This is a genomic window from Ruegeria sp. B10, assembly GCF_056539825.1.
The window spans coordinates 192,203-215,270 of sequence record NZ_JBQFVP010000002.1 but is presented as its reverse complement, the minus strand read 5'-3'; the positions used below and the strand labels follow the sequence as shown (position 1 = coordinate 215,270).

The window sequence follows — 23,068 nt, the reverse complement described above, 5'->3', positions numbered from 1 at the left end:
ACCGACTACATTGGGAGGAAAGATAGTCTGCCTTAGGGCGGTCTGTAAGAAATTGACGACAAGGAGTTCCCAAGTGCAGGCACAAGCGCGCAGTATTTCCGTCCGGCGGGACGATGGTGTTGGTTTCATGCGACTGATGTGGCTGGCCTTCGGAGCGATGGTTCTGATAGCAGCGCAAACAGTTGCGGCTTATGCACGCGGGGAGAGCCTTGCGCCGCTGGCCGAACAGATCAGCCCGGCGGTGGTCAATATCACCACATCGACCCTGATCGAAGGCCAGACCGGGCCGCAGGGGATCGTGCCCGAGGGTTCTCCATTCGAAGATTTCTTTCGCGAGTTTCAGGATCGCAACGGCGATAATGGCGACCGACCGCGCCGCAGCAATGCGCTGGGGTCGGGGTTCGTGATCTCGGAAGACGGCTTTATTGTAACCAATAACCATGTAATCGCCGAGGCTGATGAAATCCTGATCGAATTCTTCCCTGGCGATGGTCAGCCCGTGAAGGAACTGCCTGCGAAGGTGATCGGCACGGATGAGAAAACAGATATCGCTCTCTTGAAAGTGGAGGCGTCGGGGCCGCTGCAATATGTACAGTTCGGCGACAGCGACACGGCGCGTGTTGGCGATTGGGTGATTGCCATGGGCAACCCGCTGGGGCAGGGGTTCTCGGTTTCGGCGGGGATCGTCTCGGCCCGTAACCGCGCACTGAGCGGGTCCTATGACGACTACATCCAGACCGATGCAGCGATCAACCGAGGCAACTCGGGTGGTCCCCTGTTCAACATGGATGGTCAGGTCATTGGTGTGAACACTGCGATTCTGTCGCCCAACGGCGGCTCGATCGGTATCGGGTTTTCGATGGCCTCCAATGTCGTGACCAAGGTCGTCGACCAGCTGCGTGAGTTCGGCGAAACCCGTCGTGGTTGGCTGGGTGTACGGATTCAGGACGTGACTGAAGATATGGCTGAGGCGATGGGCCTGGATAAACCCGGTGGCGCATTGATCAGCGATGTACCGGAGGGTCCTGCGAAAGAGGCCGGTCTGAAAGCAGGGGATGTGATCCTCAGCTTTGACGGGGTCGAGGTTGAAGATACGCGCGGTCTGGTACGACAAGTCGGTGAGACGACGGTGGGCAAATCAGTTCGTGTGGTGGTACATCGCGACGGTGGCACTCAGACTATTCTGGTCACACTCGGGCGCCGTGAGGATGCGGAGCGTGCCGAAACGAGTGAAGAAGACACTCCGGACGCGCCAACCGACGAAAACGCCGACATTCTCGGCCTGACTATTTCTCCGCTGACAGATACGCTGCGTGAAGATCTGGGGCTGGATGCCGAGGCGGACGGTCTGGTCGTGACCGAGGTTGATGAAGCCTCGGAAGCCTTTGCCAAGGGTCTGCGCGCGGGTGACCTGATCACCGAAGCTGGACAGCAGAAGGTCGAATCCATCAGCGACCTTGAGGCGCGTATTGAAGAAGCTACCGAAGCCGGGCGCAAATCGCTGCTGCTGTTGGTACGCCGCGGCGGCGACCCGCGCTTTGTCGCGTTGAGCCTTGAAAACTAAGCCCATCACATAACTACCGAAAATGGCCGGGGGCTTCTCCGGCCTTTTTTCATGTCCTTTTAGGCCCGGCATAAAGAAAATAAGCCATATGCCTTTTGGGCATATGGCTTAGGTACAGGGAGAGATCAGTGGACAGATATCGGGGATGATTACTGACCTCCTACGGTAACAGGTTTACCCTAGGGCACTGACCTCCGAGTCGTCTGTGAACAAGATCACAAAAGGTCAGATCAGGTCCGATTCAGCCAACGCGCGCAAAGCTTCGATGTCGTGGATCAGCAATCCGCCCCGCGATGCTTCGACCACATTGTCGCGTTTCCAGATAGAAATGGTTTTCGAGACTGCCTCACGCGTGGCGCCGACGAATTCGGCCAATTCACTTTGCGACAGGGTAATGCGCTCCGTGGGATCGTCCTGCAGAGACGACAGGTGCAGCAGTTTGCGCGCCAGTCGAATCGGCATCGGCAGAAAGACCTGCTCGTTCAATTGTGAACTCATTGACCGCATCCGCAATCCGGCCAAACGGACCATATCAACCGCAAGATCGGGGTGTTGGCGGATTTGCTCCATCACGTCCCTGCGACGCACGCGCAGAACCCGAGAAGGTTCAGCAGCCGCAACAGTGGCAGTGCGAGGGCCGCTGTCGAACAGAGCGATCTCACCGAAGACCTCGCCCGGGCGCATGAGCGTCAGCGCCAGCTTCCGGCCGCTCATGGCCAGGAAGGACACTTCGAGCGTCCCTTCGACAATGGCATAAAGCGCATCGCCTTCATCGTCCTGATCGAACAGGGTTTCGTTTTTATCCAAAGAGATTTCCGTCGCCAGCGCCGAGAGCATCTCGCGCAGGCCTTCGGATGCATCGGACAGGAAGCCGCTATTTGGGAATACCGCCATTCGGGTACTAATCTCCGGAGTAGGATGGTGAGTGGTTACTCAATTATTCACAGCAAGGTCAACAAGCCAAGTGGTTTCCTTGGATGAGTGTCAAACTGACACCAAAGGGGCTTTGGGTCGACTACTGGCGATCGGGGTCTTCCAGATAGCTTTGCAGGCGGTGGAACTGGTACATCAGGAATGCCATTAGCGCGATGGGAAAGGCGAAGGTTTCGATCTTGACCCAAAGATCGGTGGACATCGTGCGCCAGACGATCTCATTGGCGATGGCCAGAACCGCAAAGCAAGCACAGAGGCGCCGCGTAAGGATCATCCAACCTTCGTGCTTCATAGGCAGCATTTCATCTAGAACGTAGGCGAGGTAGGACTTTCCCTGCAGCAACCCGATCCCAAGAATGACCGAGAAGAACCCATAAACCAGCGTGGTCTTCATTTTGAAGAACCGCTCATCATTGAACCAGGCGGTCAGGCCACCGAAGAAGATCACCATGAAGGCGGTGAAAATCTGCATCCGGCTGAGCTTGCCAGTCAGGAACCACAAGATACCCATTGCCGCCAGCATCAGCGGGACAAAGAGGATGGTTGCGATGATAAAGCCTGAATACTCGATACCGCCGATCAGAAAGCTGTCATCACGCAGTCGCAGGTAGATGAAGAAGAAGGCCAGCGGGGGCCCCAGCTCCAGCACCTGTTTCAGAAACGGGTTGATCTCTTTTTTGCCTGTCATCGTGGTGTCCTGCTGTTCATCCGCCCATTTCAACGATTACAGCGCCCAATGCAATCAGTGCCATCAGGGCGATGCGTCTTGGGCCAACGGTTTCTTTCAAAACCAACCAGCCGATCAAGGCTGCAAATACAGTTGATGTTTCGCGCAGTACAGCCGCCTCTCCGACTTTGTCCAATCGGGTGGCCATCATAATGGCTCCGAATGACAGTGGTGCGATCAAGCCGCCTGCGAGCCCGCGCAGCATCAGCGGACCTAGGGAAGGGCGGTTGATCATGGCGCGCCATCTGAGGAACGCGTAGATCGGCATCGCGAAGCCGTCGATCATGAAGAACCAGGCCAGAAAGGTGAACGGATCAGCGGTGGCGCGGATGCCATAAGCGTCATAGGTCGTGTAGAGCGCTACGAAGAGACCGGTGGCAATCGCCAGGGTGAGCGCGATACCCAGAGTCTCACGGTTGGTTTCCAGAAACCGGAAATTGTAGGCAGCGAGCCCGAAGATGCCGGCCAGAAGGACGGCCACACCGAACCATTGCGTGCCTGTGAAGGTTTCTCCGAACAGAAGGTAGGCTCCGATTACGGTGAAAAGCGGGCCGGTGCCGCGAACGACCGGGTAGACCACCGTGTAGGAGCCTTTGGTATAGGCCAAGGCCTGAAGGATCTTGTAGGTGATGTGGATCAGCCAGACGATGCCGAAGATCGGCCACATATAGGGTTCGGGCCATGGCACGACGAATAGGGCAAAGGGGATCGCCATTAGGCAATAGCAGGCGTCGATGGCCCCACGAGACAGCCACGGATCGTGGCGGCCCTTTTGCAGTGCTCCGAAGACCGCGTGCAGGAAGGCGGCCATCAACGCCAGGCCAAGGGCGAGATTGTGGCCCGCTTCGGTGCCTTCGAGTGAGATCAGCCAGTCGCTCAATTGTCAGAATTTGTCCAGTGTGACGAGGCTGGGGGCCGTCTGCCCCCAGACCCCCGAGGATACTTTTAGCCAGATGAAGAGGCGGATCAGTTTTGGTCGAGACCTGTTAGCGCGGCCGCGAATTCTTCGGGGTCGAACGGGGCGAGGTCGTCTATTTGCTCTCCGACGCCGATGGCGTGAATGGGCAGGCCGAACTTGTCGGCCAGCGCGACCAGCACGCCGCCTTTGGCTGTGCCGTCCAGTTTGGTCATCACAAGGCCCGACACGTCGGCGAGTTTGCGGAAGGTTTCCACCTGGCTGAGGGCGTTCTGGCCCGTGGTCGCATCCAGCACAAGCAGAGTGTTGTGTGGCGCGGTTTCGTCGACCTTGCGGATCACGCGGACGATCTTGGCTAGTTCCTCCATCAGGTCGGCGCGGTTTTGCAGGCGGCCTGCAGTGTCGATCATCAGAAGGTCGGCACCGTCCTGTTGCGCTTTAGTCAGGGCGTCAAAGGCAAGGCTGGCAGGGTCCGAGCCTTCGGGCGCGGTCAGTACCGGGACGCCAGCGCGGTCACCCCAGACCTGGAGTTGCTCCACGGCGGCGGCGCGGAAGGTGTCTCCGGCGGCGATCACGACCTTCTTGCCTGCGGATTTGAACTGGCTGGCCAGTTTGCCGATGGTCGTGGTCTTGCCAGAGCCGTTGACGCCAACCACCAGCACCACTTGCGGGCGTTTGGGATAGATTGGCAGGGGGCGGGCGACCGGTTCCATCACGCGGGCCACTTCCTGCGCCAGCAGTTGCTTGATCTCACGGGACGAGAGTTTACGGCCAAATCGACCCTCGGCCATGTTCGAGGTGACGCGCAGGGCGGTGTCGACTCCCATGTCCGAGGCGATCAGCAGCTCTTCGAGCTGTTCCAGCATATCGTCATCCAGGGTCCGGCGAATTTCGGCCTTGGTTTCCATACGGCTGAACAGGCGACCCAGCAAACCGCCGGATGCGGGCTGATCTTCTTGCCCAGTCTCGGGTTGCTGAGCAGCTTCCTGCGGCTGCGGCTGCGGGGCGGGTTCAGGCGTCTGCGCCACCGGCTCTGGTGCGGTGGTTTCTTCGCCTCCGTCTTCGACAATGGCGTCCAGCCCTTCCTCAAGACGAGATGAGGATTTGAACAGCTTGTCCTTCAGCTTTGAAAAAAACGCCATTTTCGGTCTCCGCAGGTGTTCCCCTCCACCTAATGTGGATTTGCCGGAGTTGCAAAGGGTCAGGTGAAAGCGATCAGTAGTCCAGCCTGCGCAGCCCAATAAAGAGGCCAGACCAGATAGGGCGTCAGCTTCAGCGCCGGGTGGTCTTGAGGCAGTAGAAACTTCTCGGTCGCAAGCACGAGGTCCGAAGCGATGAAGGCCAGTGCCGCAGGTAAGGCCCAACGCAGCATTCCGGTATCGGGCAAAGACAGAACTGCGACGCCCATGCCAAGGATGATCGGGATGTAGATCAGAACCGGGAGTTTCAGCTCTCCAGCGCGCGGGGCGAGCAAAGTGGCGGCAACGATCCCCAGAATGAGGAGTGACCAGAAATATCCCGGCCGTTCCAGAATGAGGTCAAAGTTGCTGCTGGGGTGCGTTAGGAACAGCGCGATGTAAGCGATATGCCCCGCGGCAAACGCGCCGATCCCTGCCATGAAGGTGGTGTCTGACTCTCGCGACAGCAGAGCATCCCCAACCGCGCAGAGGCCCAATGCGACAACCAGCAAGGTCGCGCCTCCGCTGAGGAGGGCGACGAGGGCCAGCACAGCAACCGACGCGGTTTTCAGAACGGTGCGGAGCAAACTTGCCGGGCCCGGGGACAGCGGTAAATAGGCCAAGGCGCACGCGGCGGCGAGCCAGAATAGCAGGTGTGTCACATCGGTCCCCTCTGTCGTATTCGGGACCACTGTTCTTTGCGGTGGCACGCGGCACAATAATGACGTTGGGGCAGGCGAATACCGGCGTGGTGATTGGCCATGCCCGCCCGCATCTGACACTATGGCCTCATGTTGAGGCATCTCGTGATTCTATTGGCGCTGTCGGCGCAGACGGCGGGCGCGCAAACGGCGTTGTCCGGGGCCGAGTTCGATGAGTACACGCAGGGCAAAACCTTGTTTTATGGTTTTGAAGGGCAGGTTTACGGTGTTGAACGATACCTGCCTAACCGCCGCGTGATCTGGTCGTTTTTGGACGGACAGTGCAAAGAAGGCGTCTGGTATCAGCGCGAGGATCAGATTTGTTTCGTCTACGAGGACCGGCTGGACCCGCAATGCTGGGTATTCACCCGGTCGGGCGGTGGGCTGATCGCGCAGTTCGAAGGCGACTCGCAAGCGACCGAACTCTATGAGGCGGAAGACCTCGGGGAGGAGATGGTGTGTCTGGGGCCTGAAGTCGGGGTTTAACCTCTAGAACAGTGATCCCTGATCCGGCGCATCGGGTTTGGTTTTTTTCGCGGCAGGGCGGCCAGCGGAGCCCGTCGTCAGGCGGCCATCCGAGAATTCGATCTCAAGCACCGCATGTTTGCCAGCCTGAGCCTTGGTGGTCACGACGACACCCTCGGCGCGCACAACCGCATAGCCACGCGCCAGCGTTGCCTTGTAGCTGAGCGTTTCGCGTAGGCGGTCGGTTGCTGTCAGTTGTTGGCGCAGGCGCTCCAGTCTGACGGTTTGGGCGGCGTCCAGCCGCTCATCCAGTCGAGCGATAGCCTGGCGCTGTTGCTCAATCTCGCGCTGGATCGGGCGAAGGGAGAGGCGCGACGAAAGGTTGCGTAGGTGTTCCTGACGGGAGGAGACGACGCCTCGCAAAGTCGACGGGCGCAGATGAGCCGACATCTCGACCAGCTGCAGGCGGCGGTTTTGCACCCCGCGATTCAATGCGGGTGTTAGGCGTTCCGCAATCAGATCAAGGCGCTGCCGTGGAGAGTTCAACAAGCTATCCGGGCGCGGAAGCGCACGCGACACGTCACGCAGACGCTGCGCACGGCGCTGAACCGCATCGCTGGCGGCCCGCGACAAGCGCGCGCCTTGTTCGTTGGTCCAGGCCATCAACTCCATCCGCACGGGGACGGCCAATTCGGCGGCGGCCGTTGGCGTAGGCGCGCGGCGGTCGGAGACAAAGTCGATCAGCGTCGTGTCTGTCTCATGCCCCACGGCCGAGATCAGCGGGATCTCTGATGCCGCAGCCGCGCGGGCCACGTTTTCTTCGTTAAACCCCCATAGGTCTTCGATTGAGCCGCCACCGCGCGCGACGATGATCAGATCGGGGCGGGGCAGCGCGCCACCTGGCGTCAGCGCGTTGAAGCCTTCGATGGCGCGGGTCACCTCGGGCGCACAATTTGCACCCTGCACGGCGACAGGCCAGATCAGGACTTTGCGGGGAAACCGGTCGCGCAGGCGATGCAGGATATCGCGGATCACCGCCCCGGATGGTGAGGTGACGACGCCGATGATCTGGGGCAGGTAGGGCAGTGGTTTCTTGCGCTCGGGCGAGAATAGCCCTTCGGCCTCCAGCTGTTTTTTGCGCTTTTCCAGCAGCGCCATCAACGCGCCTTGGCCAGCCACTGCGACTTCATCGACATTCATGTTGTATTTGGATTGCGCGCCGAATGCGGTGAGGCGACCGGTGACAACGACCTCCAACCCTTCTTCGGGCACAACGGACAGGCCGGAAATCTGACCTTTCCAGGTGGTACAGGCCAGAACGTTCCGGTCGTCTTTGATGTCATAATACAGATGACCCGAGCGCGCCTTGAACACGCGGCCAACCTCGCCGCGTACACGGATTCGCCCGAACGAGCCCTCTAGCGTGCGCTTCACCTCGCCGGAAATCTCGGAAACCGAGTATTCAGGGGTGTTTTGGCCGGGAATTGGGTCATCAAGCAGGTCGGACATTTCAGCGCCTTGTGTCAAATGCCCTGCCAGCTTAGAACGCCGCGCAGGCGAGGCCAAGCAGATCGGAGACGACCCAATGAACATTCTTATTCTCGGCAGCGGTGGGCGTGAGCACAGCCTTGCTTGGGCGGTGATGCAGAACCCCAAATGCGACCGTCTGATTGTTGCGCCAGGCAATGCCGGGATCGCCCAGATCGCCGAATGCGCGTCGCTGGACATCGAGAATGGTGGTGCAGTGGTTAATTTCTCTGAGGCGAACGCGATCGACTTCGTGATCGTCGGCCCCGAGGCCCCTTTGGCCGCTGGCGTGGCTGACCGGCTACGTGAAGCCGGTTTGCTGGTGTTTGGCCCCTCTGCCGAAGCGGCTCGGTTGGAAGCTTCGAAGAGTTTTACCAAGGAGGTTTGCGATGCATCCGGTGCGCCTACCGCCGCCTATGCACGGTTCACCGAAGCCGCGCCCGCCAAGGCCTACATCCAAGAGCAGGGCGCCCCGATCGTGGTCAAGGCTGATGGTCTGGCGGCAGGCAAGGGCGTGATAGTAGCGATGGACGAGCAGACCGCTCTGGACGCAATTGACGACATGTTTGGCGGGGCCTTCGGTGGGGCGGGTGCCGAGGTTGTCATCGAAGAGTTCATGGATGGCGAAGAGGCCTCGTTGTTTGTGCTGTGCGATGGAGAGAACATCCTGTCGATCGGCACCGCGCAGGATCACAAGCGTGTGGGCGAGGGGGATACAGGTCTGAACACCGGTGGGATGGGGGCTTACTCCCCGGCTCCGGTTCTGAGCGCCGAGATTGAGGCGCGCGCGATGGATGAAATCATCCGCCCAACCATGGCCGAGATGAAGCGCCGGGGCGCGCCGTTCCAAGGGGTTCTCTACGCTGGTCTGATGATCAAGGACGGGCAGCCGCGTTTGGTGGAATACAACGTCCGGTTTGGTGATCCCGAATGTCAGGTTTTGATGATGCGTCTTGGGGCGCAGGCGATGGATCTGATGCATGCCGCAGCCGAAGGGCGTTTGGACGAAACGCGCGTGAACTGGGCCGATGATCACGCGATGACCATCGTTATGGCAGCCAGCGGGTATCCGGGTGCTTATGAGAAAGGCTCGGTTATCAAGGGCTTGGACGGCCTTCCTGAAGACAGCAGCAACATGGTGTTCCACGCGGGGACAAAGGCTGTTGATGGGCAGATTCAAGCGGTTGGCGGACGTGTTCTGAACGTCACCGCCCGAGGCGCGACGTTGCAAGAGGCGCGGGATCGGGCCTATGCCACGGTTGACGGGGTGGATTGGCCCGAGGGCTTTTATCGCCGCGATATTGGGTGGCGGGCGCTTTGATTTCGATGTGGGTCAGGGGGCTTTGCCCCCTCGGCCTGCGGCCTCACCCCCAGGATATTTCTAGCCAGATGAAGCTCGGATCAGCACTCTAAGGCTTGGTTCAGGCTTTGACGGCCCGTGAAGGGGCCGAGGTCTGACTTGGTCCATCCACTGTTAAAGGTGACGCTGATGATGCGCGACCAGTCGGCGCTGGCTGTGATCAGTTCTGGCGTCTCGCCGCAGTCACGCAGGCCGCCAGAGATGTAGTCTTCACCAATGCGATGGTTGGTCAGACTGGGTAAAGAGGCGATCTCGGCCAACGCGCCATCTTTGTAGCGCCATATGCGAAGGGTTTTGGCGAGGTGAGGGCGGTCGATATAAGCGATCTCGGTATAGCCATCGCCATCCAGATCGGCGGCTCCGATTGGGGCGAGCCAGCGGAAGCGGGTTCCGATATGCGGGGTGGCAGCGATCTTTGTGCCGCTTGCGTCGTAGATTGCTAGTTGTGCGCCGAATTGAGCGTGGGATTCGACCACGATCACTTCGGGCGTTCCGTCAGAGTCCATGTCCACCAGTCGAGGGGAAAGGTCTTCGAAAACCCGATCTTGGGGCAGGCGTATCGTCCGCAACTTTTGCGCACTGTCTGAACCGCGAGTTTCAACCCGGAGTTCCAATGCGCCGTATTCCACGTCGTCCCCCAATACGCCATGGGCGTAGCGTTTTGTGGGTTCGATAAATCGGGCTTCGATGATTTCTTCTGATGCTGCGGCAGCGCTTGCGCCCGCCAGCCACAGGCACAACATCAGTTTCGCGCCGCGTGCCCGATGGTGCCAAGGGCAGGCGGGGGGACGCGGCGCTTTGGAGGGCATCAGATCTGTTTTTCTGGCATTTGCACGACCAGACCGTCCAGTGCGTCCGTGACCTTGATCTGGCAGGTCAGGCGCGAGCGGGCGGGGTCGGGCTCATAGGCAAAGTCCAGCATGTCCTCTTCCATGTCATCCTTGGCGGGGATTTTCTCGACCCAGTCGGGGTGGATATAGACGTGGCAGGTCGAGCAGGCGCAGGCGCCGCCGCAATCGGCCTCAATGCCGGGAATGTTGTTGTCTCGAGCTCCTTCCATAACGGTCAGCCCATTGGCGACGTCGACTGTATGTTCAGTACCGCTATGCTCGACATAGGTGATCTTTGCCATGGCTTGCGTCTTCCTTTTGCGATGTTCGAATTCTTCCTTAATCAAGGCATTTAGGTCTTTCTAGCCTCATTTGCGACTCTGTGCGCCGCGTCTGGACTTTCTGTGTAATTGTTCTATTTTTGTTCTTATGCTTGTTGCCGCGACTTGTCCTGATGTTTCAAACCGAACCTGGCCCCGACCGCCGGCCTGTTTGCCCGCCAACCGGCTGGATCAGCCCCCCGAAGACGCGCGGGTGGCGGTGGCGGGTCTGGTGATCCTGCGGCAGCGGCCCGGAACCGCCAAAGGGGTGATCTTTCTGACGCTTGAGGATGAGACGGGGATCGTGAACATCGTGGTCTGGCGCAAGATCTACGAACAATTCCGCCGCGCGGTGATCTCGGGGCGTTTGCTGAGGGTCACGGGCCGAATGCAGAAGGCCGACGCCGTGATCCATGTGATTGCGGAAGAGATCGAGGACATCTCGGTGATGCTGGATGTTCTGGTGCGGGGAGAGGGGGAGCAGTGACACCCTCTAGGGTTGCTTCAAGATGAGGTCGGCAAGCCGTTACACTGTGCGGCCGCACGAGCTCGTGTCTCAATCAGCTGTTTCAGTAGATCCGAATTTCGCCGCAGACGTTGCGCCTCGGCATCGCGGTTGATCGGGATCGGAACTTCGGTCGTTTTCTTTCGTTCCTTTGTGCAGGCATATAAAACACCGTTTTTTACACATCTGTCCACGTATGTTTCAGTGAAGGAGTGCCTCTTTATCCTATACCCTCTGCTGAGGTTGGCTTGCGCCGCCTTAACCTCTTTTTGGGCGCTTGCTATCTGACCGTTATAGGCAAACCTCACTTGCTGAATGCAGGATTCATATGGGGAAACGGTACATGCAGACACAATTAAACCCGCCCCAAGGACGATGAATTTCCAACTCATCCAAAATCTCCAGAGAAATGTATTTATGCGGCGTTTCTGCCAGCAAGAATCGATTATACCTTAAGTTGAGCGGAGAAAAGGTGTCGTGGCAAAAAATTTATATAAAATAATAGATTGCCGGACGCTCGTCTGCAATCCAGCGGCGGCTTTAGCGAAATACCTTCCAGGTGGGAATGCGCGTTACCTTATCGCTTGAACAAAACATTCTGCGCTTGCTTGCTACTGTGATCCCCGCGCAGCTCTGCATACAAGGCGCGTCCGGCTTGCACGCCCGGGCGGGCGCTCACAGCCTCTAGCCAGCGGGCGAAGTGAGGCTTATCGTCCAGAACCTGCTGCTGACCTTCCCAAAGGCTAGCCCAGCCCCAAATCGACATATCGGCGATCGAGTAAAAATCACCCGCGACATACTCGTTCTCGGCCAGACGCCGATCCAGCACGCCGTAAAGCCGGGCGACTTCGGTACGGTAGCGATCTTTGGCGTAGGGCAGGTCTTGCGGAGGCTCTAGGTTGGGGGCGTATTTCAGGAAGTGATGCGCCTGACCAGCCATGGGACCAACGCCGCCCATCTGCCACATCAGCCATTCTTCTACCGCAACCCTGTCCCGTTCGGTCGCGCCATAAAACCGACCGGACTTGCGTGCCAGATACATCAGGATCGCGCCACTTTCGAAAACCGTGATTGGCGAACCATCAGGCCCATCCGGATCGAAGATCGCGGGCATGCGGTTATTGGGTGAGATCTTCAGAAACTCCGGATCGAACTGGTCACCCTTGCCAATATTGATCAGATGGGTGGTGTAGGGCAGCTCCATCTCTTCCAATGCGATGGAGGCTTTCCAACCGTTCGGGGTGGGCCAGAAATACAGGTCGATCATGATGTCTCCTCAAGCTGAGGGGATCATGAAGCTTTCTGAGCAAACGGCAAGAGGCCCTGTAGGCGGGGTAGGGCAAAAAACCGTGACCAGCGCTTGTGCGGTTTTTCGGGGATACCGCGTTTGAGCCTTTGCAGGCAGAGGCGCTCGGGGTCGCGCAGCAAGGCGTTGTAGACGCGCAGCACGCCGGGACGCGTGTAGCTGGACCAATGGCAGATACGCCGCTCGGGCGCGGCGAGCGGGAAGATCAGCGCCGACAGGTGATCCACCGTGGCAGGGCAATCGATCTGTAATGTGACCGAGTTTGGTGCCGTCACGCCCGCGCCAATGCTGAGATCACCACGACGGGGTGGCTGGATGAAGGTTTCATAAAGAAAGTCGAATAGATCGTTCTCGCGGCTGATGATGTTGATGAATTCAGCCGCGCGCCCGGCAGGTGTGGTCAGGGCCGCGACGGTGCGGGATTGATAGGCAGCCCCAGTAAGGGAAATGATCCGGCTGAGCGCGCCGGGTGGAATATGATGCAGAGCCTCCAGCGCCACCTCAATACCCATGGTATGGCCGATGAAATGGATCGGACGCTTTGGGTTCAAATGATGCACATCACGAATGACGTCAGCCAGTACCTTGCCCGCTTCAACGGCACGACGTTGCGCTGACCAGAGCGGGCCCCGCGCGTCCCAACCAACGGCAATGGCAAGACCTTCGTCCTCAAACCCGCTACCAAAGCCCAGATGTTGCGGCCAGCTGGGGCTGTACCAGGGCATCGCCTTGGGATGCAGCGACAGAATATGCCGGTGTGGGCAGGCACCGGCATCATCGGGCCGATACTTGTATCCGTGGGTCATAATAATGACCGGTCCTTCGGATTGCTGGGCCTCTTGCACAGCCTCGATCAAGGGTCGGCAACTACCATGCAACTCAGCACGTCCGTTGACAGCATTGATCCTGATTACTGGCATATGCTCTGCCTCACACAAGATGTTGTGGTGCCGCTTTGTCATGACGCTATGACGTTTCCATGAATGAACGATTACAGAACCGTGACGTTGCAGGTGTCGGGCTTGACGAATTCGCGACTGCGGCGTAAGGGCAACAACACCACGTGGCGATTTGTTACCGGATTGCGGGCCACGCTAAACAACACGCTAAAAGGTCAGGATGAAAGGCCCCTTTCGCTTGACCGCGTCTGGGGTTTTTTTGATGCGCCTCCGGGATCGAGGCCGAAAGGAATGACATGAGCGAGAACTGGACCAAACGCACCCAAGCCGTCCATGGCGGCATCCGTCGCAGTCAGTACAACGAGGTGAGCGAAGCGATCTTCCTGACCCAGGGCTTCGTATACGACACTGCCGAGCAGGCCGAGGCCCGGTTCCTGGAATGTGGCCCGGATGAGTTCATCTATGCCCGCTACGGCAACCCGACAGTGTCGATGTTCGAACAGCGCATCGCCGCGCTGGAAGGGGCCGAGGATGCCTTTGCTACAGCGTCCGGCATGGCCGCTGTCAATGGTGCGTTGACCTCGATGCTGAAGGCGGGGGACCATGTGGTCTCCGCCAAGGCGCTGTTCGGGTCGTGCCTGTTCATTCTGGAAAACATCCTGACCCGCTATGGTGTCGAGGTGACGTTTGTCGATGGCACCGATCTTGATCAGTGGAAGGCGGCGATCCGCCCCGACACCAAGGCCGTATTCTTCGAATCCATGTCGAACCCGACGCTCGAGGTGATCGACATTGCCGCCGTTGCGGAACTGGCCCATGCGGTTGGTGCATTGGTTCTGGTCGACAACGTGTTCTCGACCCCGGTGTTTTCGCGCGCGGTCGAGCAGGGCGCGGATGTGGTGATCTATTCAGCGACCAAACATATCGACGGGCAGGGCCGGGCGCTGGGCGGTGTGATCCTTGGCACCAAGGAGTTCATCCGCGGCACGGTCGAGCCCTACATGAAACATACCGGCGGCGCGCTCAGCCCGTTCAGCGCGTGGATCATGCTTAAGGGTCTTGAAACGATGGCCCTGCGGGTCAACGCGCAGGCCGCAACAGCGCAGGCCGTGGCCGAGGCGCTGGAAGGTCACTCGGCGCTGGAGCGGACGCTGTATCCGGGTCTGAAAACCCATGCGCAGAACGCTCTGGTACAGACGCAGCTGGGGGGCAAGGGCGGCACCGTGCTGTCTTTGGACATCAAGGGCGGCAAGGACGCAGCATTTGCATTTCTGAATGCGCTGACGATCCCGGTGATCTCGAACAATCTGGGGGATGCGAAATCCATCGCGACCCATCCTGCAACCACAACCCATCAGCGTCTGAGCGATGAACAGAAAGATGAGCTGGGCATCACACCCGGTCTGATCCGCCTGTCGATTGGTCTTGAGGATGCAGACGATCTGTTGGCCGATATCCAGCACGCGTTGGACGTCTCGCAGGGGCAGTAGAAAACGCCTCAAACTGGTGCCACTATAGACGGAGAGGCGGTGCAACCTGCCTCTCTGATCCACCGAGGTTGGCGTAAACTGTGTCGCTGCCGCGCGCAGAATGCCGGATTTACGCTGGGTTTTTTCGATCCATCCTGTTAATTGGCCCGTATCGGGTTAAACTGGATACTGAACTTCAGCCGTTTGAATTTCGACGGCCAACCGAGGAACCTCAGCCTATGAATGTTCACCCCCGTGACATCGACGACGCACCAAACCGGGAACAGGCCGCAGAAGCGTTGAAATTGCTGCGGCAATGGGCCAAGACCGCGCCTGCGGCCGAGATCAGCCAGCTTGACCCGTCCTTGGCGCGGCTCGTGCCCGGCATGTCGGCGGTGAACTATCCGTCCATGTCACGTGAATATCCCGAGGGTTTTGTCGCAGATGAGGCGTATCGGGCCACATTGCCCGACCTGCAAAACGGCCCGTCCAGCCTGATCCGGGGGGCCAAGCAGCAGATCCAGCACGTCGGCATCTCGAACTTTCGTCTGCCGATCCGGTTTCACCGCAAGGATGGGGACGACCTGACGCTTGAGACTTCGGTCACCGGCACGGTGAGCCTTGAGGCGGAAAAGAAGGGCATCAACATGTCCCGTATCATGCGGTCCTTCTACAAACACGCTGAGCGGACTTTCAGCTTCGAAGTAATGGAAGCCGCGCTGAGCGACTATCTGACCGACCTCGACAGTTTCGACGCGCGCCTACAGATGCGCTTTTCCTATCCGGCCAAGGTGAAAAGCCTGCGCTCTGGCCTTGAGGGCTACCAGTATTACGACATCGCGCTGGAACTGATCGAACAGAACGGTGTGCGCCAGAAGATCATGCATCTGGACTATGTCTATTCCTCGACCTGTCCTTGCTCGCTGGAACTGAGCGAGCACGCCCGGTCTCAGCGCGGACAGTTGGCAACGCCGCACTCGCAGCGCTCGGTCGCGCGGGTTTCAGTGTTGGTGGATTGCGACGCTGATTGCCTGTGGTTTGAAGACCTGATCGAGCTGTGCCGCCGTGCGGTCCCGACGGAAACACAGGTCATGGTCAAACGCGAGGATGAACAGGCCTTTGCCGAGTTGAACGCGGCCAATCCGATCTTTGTCGAAGATGCTGCGCGCCTGTTCTGTGCCGAATTGCTGGCCGATCATCACGTCGGCGATTTCCGTGTGATCGCCAGCCATCAGGAGAGCCTGCACAGCCATGATGCGGTCTCGATCCTGACGGAAGGGCCTACATTCGCGGCCTCCAGCCTTGATCCGCGTCTGTTCACGACCTTATTCCACGTAGGCTAACCCTTCGGAGATGCGGAAAATTTAGCCGCGTCTTCTCCTAAACAGCGCTTTTTCGCCGCAATGCAGCAAAACTTGCTGCGTCTGCGCAGTAAATGGGCTATGAAGGCTGGGAATGCAGCTGCCGCTTGCCCGTTTGTACGGGTGTGCCGCCCCCGGAAGGAAGCCGAGACGTGCGACGCCTTGGACTGCAAGACCCCGCCAACCGCCCGAGTGATCGGCGCGGGCTGGGCATCCCTCTCTCAGTGTTCCGGCTGCATCGCATTTACAGGAGAGACATGTCATGAACCCAATTTCCCAACCGTTGGAGCTGCAGGCGGCTGCAATGCGCGTGGCTGGATACGCCATGGTCAGCCAGATGAAGATTATGCAGATCATGGCCCGGTCGGCCATGGAACTGCCGATGGCGCCCTTGCACGCGCTGCGCAATACCGCATCGGAGCCGGCGCCGGCCAAACCTGCAGCAAAACCTGCTCCGGCTAAGCGGGCCTCGACTGCTAAGAAGGCGCAGCCCAAACCCGCCGCGTCGAAGCCTAAGGCCGAACCGGTTGCAAAATTCACCGCCAAACCACGCCCAGCGGCAAAACCCGCAGCCGCCAAAGCTGCCCCCGCACCTGCAACGCCTAAACCGGCGGCTAAGGCTGCGCCGGCGGCAGCAAAGCCCAAACCGGTCGCTAAGGCTACCCCAGTAGCAGCAAAGCCCAAAACAGTTGCTAAGGCGGCGCCTGCACCGGCGACATCCAAACCCGCAGCCAAGGCAGCCCCTGCGCCCGCAACACCTAAACCTGCGGCCAAGGCAACTCCAGCAAAGACCGTGGCTAAAAAGGCGGCACCGGCCAAAACTCCGGCGGCCCCCAAGCCCTCGCCAAAACCCGCAGCCAAGGCACCAAGCGCGGCACCGGCCAAAGCAGCTGCGGCGACGACAGAGGCCCCTAAACCGGCCCCTCGCAAGACGCGTGCGCCATCTAAACCGCCCGCGATGCCAAAGGTCGTTGCGAAAACCGACGAGTAATCGGGGTCATCTGCTTGACACGGTCGGGCTGGCGCGCCAACGCTGCGCGTCATGATGGATCTTCGCCCGGTCGGATATGTGATTGGCATGCTGGTCGCCATTCTGGGGGCGACCATGCTGCTGCCTATGCTTGCCGACATGATCGAGGGGCGGGGCGAGTGGCATGTCTTTCTTGAAAGCGCGATCATCACCGTTCTGACCGGCGTTGTCCTTGCGCTGAGCTGCGCCAATGGCGTAGGAGAAGGTCTGACCATCCGTCAGACCTTTTTGCTGACCTCGGGCGTCTGGGTCGCGCTGCCTTTGTTCGGAGCAATTCCGTTTCTATTTGGCGAGACCGAACTGCGCTTTGTTGACGCGTATTTCGAAGCGATGTCGGGCCTGACCACCACCGGATCGACTGTGATCTCGGGGCTCGATGACCTGCCGCAGGGCTTGCTGTTGTGGCGGGGGATCCTTCAATGGCTGGGCGGCATCGGGATCATCGTTGTGGCTATGGTTTTTCTGCCTGAGCTGCGAGTCGGTGGTATGCAAATCTTCCGCTCGGAAGGGTTTGAAACCATGGGAAAAATCCTTCCCCGCGCGCAGGAGATCGCGGGCCAGATCTCGCTGATCTACGTGTTCCTGACGCTGGCCTGCGGCCTTGTCTATGCGGCCGTCGGAATGGGATTCTTTGATGCGACGGTCCACGCTATGACCACCATCGCAACGGGTGGATTTTCGAACTACGACAGCTCGTTTGCAACCTTCAGTGGCCCGGCGGAATACGCGGCCTCGGTCTTCATGATCCTCGCAGCGCTACCTTTCGTGCGCTATGTGCAGCTGGCCAATGGCAACACCTCGTCGCTATGGCAGGACAGTCAGATCCGCGCCTTTCTGGCAACCATTCTGGTTCTGGTCGTGGTGATGTCTGTGTTCCTGACCTCGGTCTTTCCGCACCATTGGGAAAGGGCCCTGCGCGAGTCGCTGTTCAACATCACCTCGATCATCTCGGGCACTGGCTATGCGAGTGTTGACTACATGCTCTGGGGCAGTTTTCCCATCATGCTGTTCTTCCTGATCGGCCTGATCGGAGGCTGCGCCGGATCGACCGCCTGTTCGATCAAGGTGTTCCGTTATCAGCTTCTGTTTGCATCGATCAAAACGCAAATCCGACGCATTCGATCACCGCATGGGGTGTTCGTACCGCTCTATGACGGGCGCCCCGTCAGTCGGGACGTTCTGACCTCGGTCATGAGCTTTTTCATGTTCTTCGTCCTGTCGATGGGGATTTTGTCCTGGGCGCTGGCGCTGACCGGGCTGGACTTCATCACATCCGTTTCGGGTGCTGCGACAGCGCTGGCCAATGTCGGACCGGGCCTAGGGAACCAAATTGGCCCGGCGGGTAATTTTGCCGGTCTAAACGACACCGCAAAATGGCTGTTGACCGCAGGCATGCTGGTCGGCCGGCTTGAGTTGCTGGCCGTTTACGCAATCTTTACCGTCCAATTCTGGAGAGACTGATGAAAAGACCCCTTGGCGCGCAAATCTCCCATATGCTGAGGGATCGCGGCGTGGATGTGATTTTCGGCATTCCCGGCGTCCATAATCAAGAAATGTACCGCGGCATTGAAGAGGCCGGGATCACCCATGTGCTGGCCCGGCATGAGCAGGGCGCGGGTTTCATGGCCGATGGCTATGCGCGGGCGACAGGCAAGCCGGGCGTTGCCTATGTGATCACCGGTCCGGGGCTGTGCAACATCATGACACCGATGGGGCAGGCCTATAGCGACTCGGTCCCGATGCTGGTGCTGTCATCCTGTCTGGATGAGACGCAGGCGCAGCGCGGTCAGTTGCATCAGATGAAGGACCAGCAAGGCGCAGCGGGTACTGTCACGGATTGGTCGGCGCAAGCGAACACTGCGCAGGCTGCCTATGGTCTGGTTGAGCGCGCGTTTGAGGAATTCGAACTTTCTCGTCCGCGGCCAAAGCACATACAGGTGCCGATTGCACAGCTTGAGGGCGATGCGGATCCCGCGCCATTCCCGAACCAACCGGCCTTGCGCCCCAAGGTGTTTGCCCCGGACGTCGCGCCGGTTGTGTCCTTGTTGAACATTTCCAAACGGCCCTTGTTCATTCTGGGGGGTGGCTGCCGGTCCAACGAATGGCGGCAAATTCTGACGCAGCTGGGTGCAGCTTGTTTCACGACTTACGCAGGGCGTGGCATGGTCGGGGCGAACTATCCTCTGGATTTTGGGTCGATGCTGCCTCGGCCCGGCAGCGCCGAGGTGATCGCCTCAGCCGATCTGGTGATCGCTGTTGGGGCCGAGTTGGGCGAGGTTGATCTCTGGAGAGAAGAGCTTGGCCATTCGGCGCATCTGGTCCGCGTCGACTTGGACCCCGAGGTCCTGTCCGACCGCCACCGCTCCGCCGTCAAAATTCAGGCCGACAGTGCCAGCTTTGCCCGCGCCTTGTGGGCTGTCACCGAAAGCGCCAAACCTGCGACAGGCTGGACGGCTGAGGAAGTTGCCGAGGCGCGCGCCCGTTGGCGGGCCGAGGTCGATGCTGAGCGCCCGCGTATCGTGCCCGTCGCTGATGCGCTACGCGCCGCGATGCCTGCCGACACCATGATCTATTCCGACATGACCCAATTCGCCTATGCCGCAAAAGAGGTCTGGGATATGGCCTATCCCCATCATTGGCACCATCCGACCGGCTTTGGCACATTGGGCTACGCTTTGCCTGCCGGTATTGGGGGCGCGGTGGCGCGGCGGGGACGGCCAACGGCGGTAATCGCCGGGGACTATGGGTTCCAGTACACGATGCAAGAACTGGGCGTGGCGGTGGAACTGGGCCTGCCGTTGCCGATTATCCTCTGGGACAACGGCAAGCTGAAAGAGATCGAGGACAGCATGGTCCGCAGTCAGATTGCGCCTAACGCTGTTGTGGCGCGTAATCCTGATTTCTGCAAACTGGCCGAGGCGTTCGGGGCGCTATCCAGAGCGCCGAAAACTGTGGATGAGATGCAGGAGGCGGTAAACGCCGCGTTTCAGGCCTCGGGACCGACATTGATCTACGTGACGCCGGACATTCTTTAGTCGGGAAACTGGAAAGCCGCCGCGCAGATGCGCAGCGGCTTTTCAAAATTTTAGACGCTTTTAGTCCCAGCAATGCACCAGAACAGTCATCCCATTGGCGCGGCGGCTCAGCTCGTTGGGTGAGATTTCAGCCGTCTCTTGTGCCGCTTGACCCGTGATACCTGCTTGGGTCAGGACGTCGTTCAGCCCTTCGGTCGAAACCGCCAGACTGACCGAGCGGGGCAAGGTGCGGTCTTCGGACGGGGAGGGCAGCAGCATGCCAACCACGCTGCCACTGTCGTCAAAGACCGGACCACCGGCATCGCCCGGTTGGGCGGCCAGAGCAAGACGTTTCACACCGGATTCACCGTTCAGGCCGCGCACGTCCGCGATTTGGCCGAAGGTCAGCGTTGGCGCGCCCAAAGCCCCTTCGTAAGAGAAGCCTGAGACCGCGACCTCGGACTGAATACGCGGTTGATCCGTGCGGAACTCGGCCACGTTGATCGGGGCAAGCGACTTGCGCGGACGCAGGACGGAAACACCCAGATCGGCATCCGTCCAGGCCACTTGAAGCTCCTGATCGCCGTCCAGCGTGACACGGCTGCAGCTGTCGGCGGCCTCAGACACAGTTAGGACAGTGCCGGACGCATCCGCAAAGAAGCCCGAACGGGACAAGCGCGGTTTGCGAACCTGAAGCCCCGAGACCAGATCGACGCGTTGCTCAGCATCTGTGCCTGCGCTGGAATCCAGAACCGCGTCGGTGGTGGCAAAGCTGGCCTTCATCGCAGCCAGAACACGGGCACGGCGGGCCTCATCGCCCTCGGGCCAGACCAGCGTGAAGCCTTTGATCTTGCCATCCTTCAGCGCCGCTTCGGTGTAAGAGACGATGCCTTTGCCGCGCCCTTCCAGAGAAAAGCGATCACCGCGCAGCTCTCGCGGGCCGACCAGCGGCACGATTTCCAGCGACTGCATTACCTCGTACAGAGCGCGCAGGGTGGATTTGCCGCCTTCCTGACTGATCAGCAGCGCCTGTGCGTTCAGGTCAGAGGTGCTTTGGAAATGCGCGAAAGGGGCCTCATAGCGGTCAAAGGCAATGGCCTCCAAAGGCAGATCAACCGAGATACCGGCCTGATCGTCCGTGTATCGCGCCATCCCGACGCTGATCAGCGGAGCGTTATAGTCCTCGATCAATGCGGCGCGCTGGACAGTGGTCAGAACGCCGGTCGCCTCATATCCGTTGAAGCTCTGCCAGTCGGACATGGAACGGCGCGTACCTTGGCCGAAGGCTCCGTCGATGGTCGAGTTGTAGAATCCGGCAGCCTGAAGTGCAGTCTGTAGGTCTTTGCGTTCCTGCGACGTGAGCAAACGTTCGGATTGTAACGCCTGCGAGCGGGTTTCATCCGACGGCTGCGGGGTTGCGTCTGACAGCGTGTCGACAGTGAGCTGTTCGGGTTCGACCGGGGGGACAAGGGTGCCACGGTTCAGCACATTTGCCCCGATCGGCCAGTACTGCTGCCGCAGGGAACTTGAGAAGGTGATGAAACTGTCGCGAGGAATTTGTCCTTCGGCGCGGTAAACCCGCAGCACCTGTTCCGCGTCGCTGCGCAGGTAGGGGCCGATCACAATGGCGTACCAACCGCTGCCCAGGCGAAAGCCGTTCACGTCAGGCAGTGCGCGGGCGTAATCCTGCGCACGATCCTGTGCCTCACGCAGGGATGGCTGCGCCTCGACCTGAACCCAGACGCCCTGATCTTGCTGGGCGGTTGCGGCGCGCAGGCCGACCAATAGAAACAATAAAATTGCCGTAAATACTCGTGTCATTTTCTGCCCGTTTATGCAGTTTTGATGCTTTTGCTCAGAATACCCGATTTCGGGTGGCGAAAGCCATGGCGAGAATGCGGGGAATTTGCGGTGTGGCAGCGCAGATACAGCAGGGACCTATTGGCCCGTTGACGCCCCTCGGCCCCTTGCATAGGAAGGGCCAAACCCATCGGAACCGGGCGCAGGCGCGCCCAAAGGGAATGTCATGACCGATCAGTCCAGCGCACCTCGTTCTTTTCAGGAGATCATCCTGCGGCTTCAGACCTATTGGGCCTCGAAAGGCTGTGCGATTTTGCAGCCTTATGACATGGAGGTCGGGGCAGGGACGTTCCATCCGGCGACAACCCTGCGCGCGCTCGGGTCCAAGGCATGGGCCGCGGCTTATGTTCAGCCCTCGCGCCGTCCGACGGACGGGCGCTATGGTGAGAACCCAAACCGTCTGCAGCACTACTATCAGTATCAGGTTCTGATCAAACCCAGCCCGCCGGACCTGCAGGAGCTGTATCTGGGCAGCCTCGAGGCCATCGGCATTGATATGGAGCTGCATGACATCCGCTTTGTCGAGGACGACTGGGAAAGCCCAACCCTCGGCGCCTGGGGCCTGGGGTGGGAGGTCTGGTGCGACGGTATGGAAGTCAGCCAGTTCACCTATTTCCAGCAGGTCGGTGGTCATGATTGCACGCCGGTCTCCGGTGAACTGACCTATGGTTTGGAGCGTCTGGCGATGTATGTGTTGGGCATCGACCATGTGATGGATATGCCGTTCAACGATCCTCAGTCCCCCAGCCCGCTGACATACGGTGACATCTTCAAGCAGACCGAAGAGGAATACGCCCGTTGGAACTTTGATGTGGCCAACACTGAGGTTCTGCTGCGTCATTTCGAAGAAGCTGAGGCCGAATGCGCCACCATTCTGGCGCAACAGCATGATGATCCGAAAACAGGCAAGCGTATCGTGATGGCACACCCGGCCTATGATCAGTGCATTAAGGCCAGCCACATCTTCAACCTGCTGGACGCGCGCGGGGTGATCTCGGTGACCGAACGGCAGGCGTACATCGGCCGTGTCCGGGCGCTGGCCAAGCAATGCGCGGATGCGTTTGTCCTGACTGAGGCCGCCGGGTACGAGGCCTGATGCAGCG

At 59.5% G+C, this 23,068-nt stretch carries 22 protein-coding genes and 1 riboswitch; of the genes, 9 read left to right on the top strand and 13 right to left on the bottom strand.

Annotated elements, in window-relative coordinates; all coding sequences use genetic code 11:
• The first annotated feature begins 127 nt into the window (after nucleotides 1-127).
• Entirely contained in the window at nucleotides 128-1,564 is a 1,437-nt protein-coding gene (locus ACR0J4_RS03390; protein ID WP_170642501.1) for a Do family serine endopeptidase, read from the top strand.
• 225 nt (nucleotides 1,565-1,789) lie between these two features.
• On the opposite strand, the gene ACR0J4_RS03385 is transcribed toward ACR0J4_RS03390, so the two are convergent.
• From ACR0J4_RS03385 to ACR0J4_RS03365, 5 genes are all read right to left on the bottom strand, one after another.
• Nucleotides 1,790-2,458 carry a Crp/Fnr family transcriptional regulator gene (locus ACR0J4_RS03385; RefSeq protein ID WP_170376330.1) on the bottom strand — a complete coding sequence of 223 codons (669 nt, stop codon included), beginning with the start codon at nucleotides 2,456-2,458 and terminating at the stop codon, nucleotides 1,790-1,792.
• Between the two features lie 121 nt (nucleotides 2,459-2,579).
• Nucleotides 2,580-3,185 carry an inner membrane-spanning protein YciB gene (locus ACR0J4_RS03380; protein ID WP_170376332.1) on the bottom strand — a complete coding sequence of 202 codons (606 nt, stop codon included), beginning with the start codon at nucleotides 3,183-3,185 and terminating at the stop codon, nucleotides 2,580-2,582.
• A gap of 16 nt (nucleotides 3,186-3,201) precedes the next feature.
• The gene (locus ACR0J4_RS03375) at nucleotides 3,202-4,104 is read right to left on the bottom strand and encodes a DMT family transporter (RefSeq protein ID WP_170642254.1); all 903 of its coding nucleotides are present in this window, start codon (nucleotides 4,102-4,104) and stop codon (nucleotides 3,202-3,204) included.
• Nucleotides 4,105-4,190: 86 nt separating this feature from the next.
• On the bottom strand, nucleotides 4,191-5,282 hold the full coding sequence (gene ftsY, locus ACR0J4_RS03370) for a signal recognition particle-docking protein FtsY (protein ID WP_170642252.1): 1,092 nt from the start codon (nucleotides 5,280-5,282) through the stop codon (nucleotides 4,191-4,193).
• A gap of 59 nt (nucleotides 5,283-5,341) precedes the next feature.
• Nucleotides 5,342-5,980: a lysoplasmalogenase gene (locus ACR0J4_RS03365; RefSeq protein ID WP_170642250.1), complete on the bottom strand. Its 639-nt coding sequence runs from the start codon at nucleotides 5,978-5,980 to the stop codon at nucleotides 5,342-5,344.
• Nucleotides 5,981-6,109: 129 nt separating this feature from the next.
• On the opposite strand from ACR0J4_RS03365, the gene ACR0J4_RS03360 reads away from it, so the two are divergent.
• Nucleotides 6,110-6,505 carry a hypothetical protein gene (locus ACR0J4_RS03360; protein ID WP_480668289.1) on the top strand — a complete coding sequence of 132 codons (396 nt, stop codon included), beginning with the start codon at nucleotides 6,110-6,112 and terminating at the stop codon, nucleotides 6,503-6,505.
• 3 nt (nucleotides 6,506-6,508) lie between these two features.
• Here the strand turns inward: ACR0J4_RS03360 and xseA are convergent, their stop codons facing one another.
• Entirely contained in the window at nucleotides 6,509-7,993 is a 1,485-nt protein-coding gene (gene xseA / locus ACR0J4_RS03355) for an exodeoxyribonuclease VII large subunit (RefSeq protein ID WP_170642248.1), read from the bottom strand.
• A 76-nt stretch (nucleotides 7,994-8,069) separates the two neighbouring features.
• On the opposite strand from xseA, the gene purD reads away from it, so the two are divergent.
• Nucleotides 8,070-9,332 (top strand): phosphoribosylamine--glycine ligase, encoded by a 1,263-nt coding sequence (gene purD / locus ACR0J4_RS03350; RefSeq protein ID WP_170642246.1) that lies wholly within the window; start codon nucleotides 8,070-8,072, stop codon nucleotides 9,330-9,332.
• An 80-nt stretch (nucleotides 9,333-9,412) separates the two neighbouring features.
• On the opposite strand, the gene ACR0J4_RS03345 is transcribed toward purD, so the two are convergent.
• Together ACR0J4_RS03345 and ACR0J4_RS03340 are read right to left on the bottom strand one after the other, a co-directional pair.
• Nucleotides 9,413-10,180, bottom strand: a complete 768-nt coding sequence (locus tag ACR0J4_RS03345) for an FG-GAP repeat domain-containing protein (protein WP_170642244.1) — start codon at nucleotides 10,178-10,180, stop codon at nucleotides 9,413-9,415.
• Nucleotides 10,180-10,503, bottom strand: a complete 324-nt coding sequence (locus tag ACR0J4_RS03340) for a 2Fe-2S iron-sulfur cluster-binding protein (RefSeq protein ID WP_170376365.1) — start codon at nucleotides 10,501-10,503, stop codon at nucleotides 10,180-10,182. Before ACR0J4_RS03340 ends, ACR0J4_RS03345 begins: the two co-directional genes overlap by 1 nt.
• A 127-nt stretch (nucleotides 10,504-10,630) precedes the next feature.
• Between ACR0J4_RS03340 and ACR0J4_RS03335 the strand changes: the two genes are divergently transcribed.
• Nucleotides 10,631-11,008, top strand: a complete 378-nt coding sequence (locus tag ACR0J4_RS03335) for an OB-fold nucleic acid binding domain-containing protein (protein ID WP_170642242.1) — start codon at nucleotides 10,631-10,633, stop codon at nucleotides 11,006-11,008.
• A 17-nt stretch (nucleotides 11,009-11,025) separates the two neighbouring features.
• On the opposite strand, the gene ACR0J4_RS03330 is transcribed toward ACR0J4_RS03335, so the two are convergent.
• The 3 genes from ACR0J4_RS03330 to ACR0J4_RS03320 all read right to left on the bottom strand — a co-directional run bounded on the left by ACR0J4_RS03330 (nucleotide 11,026) and on the right by ACR0J4_RS03320 (nucleotide 13,294).
• Nucleotides 11,026-11,418 (bottom strand): hypothetical protein, encoded by a 393-nt coding sequence (locus ACR0J4_RS03330; protein ID WP_170642240.1) that lies wholly within the window; start codon nucleotides 11,416-11,418, stop codon nucleotides 11,026-11,028.
• Between the two features lie 185 nt (nucleotides 11,419-11,603).
• Nucleotides 11,604-12,293 (bottom strand): glutathione S-transferase N-terminal domain-containing protein, encoded by a 690-nt coding sequence (locus tag ACR0J4_RS03325; protein ID WP_170642238.1) that lies wholly within the window; start codon nucleotides 12,291-12,293, stop codon nucleotides 11,604-11,606.
• Nucleotides 12,294-12,316: 23 nt separating this feature from the next.
• Nucleotides 12,317-13,294 carry an alpha/beta hydrolase family protein gene (locus tag ACR0J4_RS03320; protein WP_170642236.1) on the bottom strand — a complete coding sequence of 326 codons (978 nt, stop codon included), beginning with the start codon at nucleotides 13,292-13,294 and terminating at the stop codon, nucleotides 12,317-12,319.
• Nucleotides 13,295-13,385: 91 nt separating this feature from the next.
• Nucleotides 13,386-13,462: riboswitch (SAM riboswitch) on the top strand.
• A gap of 65 nt (nucleotides 13,463-13,527) precedes the next feature.
• Here ACR0J4_RS03320 and metZ point away from each other — a divergent pair.
• Both metZ and folE2 read left to right on the top strand, forming a co-directional pair.
• On the top strand, nucleotides 13,528-14,721 hold the full coding sequence (gene metZ / locus ACR0J4_RS03315; RefSeq protein ID WP_170551563.1) for an O-succinylhomoserine sulfhydrylase: 1,194 nt from the start codon (nucleotides 13,528-13,530) through the stop codon (nucleotides 14,719-14,721).
• Between the two features lie 218 nt (nucleotides 14,722-14,939).
• Entirely contained in the window at nucleotides 14,940-16,043 is a 1,104-nt protein-coding gene (gene folE2, locus ACR0J4_RS03310) for a GTP cyclohydrolase FolE2 (RefSeq protein WP_170551559.1), read from the top strand.
• A gap of 21 nt (nucleotides 16,044-16,064) precedes the next feature.
• Here folE2 and ACR0J4_RS03305 read toward each other — a convergent pair whose 3' ends face one another.
• Nucleotides 16,065-17,105, bottom strand: a complete 1,041-nt coding sequence (locus ACR0J4_RS03305) for a hypothetical protein (protein WP_170551556.1) — start codon at nucleotides 17,103-17,105, stop codon at nucleotides 16,065-16,067.
• Between ACR0J4_RS03305 and ACR0J4_RS03300 the strand changes: the two genes are divergently transcribed.
• Together ACR0J4_RS03300 and ACR0J4_RS03295 are read left to right on the top strand one after the other, a co-directional pair.
• Nucleotides 17,104-18,552 (top strand): TrkH family potassium uptake protein, encoded by a 1,449-nt coding sequence (locus tag ACR0J4_RS03300; RefSeq protein ID WP_170551553.1) that lies wholly within the window; start codon nucleotides 17,104-17,106, stop codon nucleotides 18,550-18,552. The genes ACR0J4_RS03305 and ACR0J4_RS03300 overlap by 2 nt on opposite strands.
• The gene (locus tag ACR0J4_RS03295; protein ID WP_170642234.1) at nucleotides 18,552-20,126 is read left to right on the top strand and encodes a 5-guanidino-2-oxopentanoate decarboxylase; all 1,575 of its coding nucleotides are present in this window, start codon (nucleotides 18,552-18,554) and stop codon (nucleotides 20,124-20,126) included. The genes ACR0J4_RS03300 and ACR0J4_RS03295 overlap by 1 nt, the downstream gene beginning before the upstream one ends.
• 60 nt (nucleotides 20,127-20,186) lie before the next feature.
• Here the strand turns inward: ACR0J4_RS03295 and ACR0J4_RS03290 are convergent, their stop codons facing one another.
• Nucleotides 20,187-21,926 (bottom strand): serine protease, encoded by a 1,740-nt coding sequence (locus tag ACR0J4_RS03290; RefSeq protein WP_170551547.1) that lies wholly within the window; start codon nucleotides 21,924-21,926, stop codon nucleotides 20,187-20,189.
• Between the two features lie 205 nt (nucleotides 21,927-22,131).
• Between ACR0J4_RS03290 and ACR0J4_RS03285 the strand changes: the two genes are divergently transcribed.
• Nucleotides 22,132-23,061: a glycine--tRNA ligase subunit alpha gene (locus ACR0J4_RS03285; protein WP_170376388.1), complete on the top strand. Its 930-nt coding sequence runs from the start codon at nucleotides 22,132-22,134 to the stop codon at nucleotides 23,059-23,061.
• Nucleotides 23,062-23,068 lie beyond the last annotated feature (7 nt).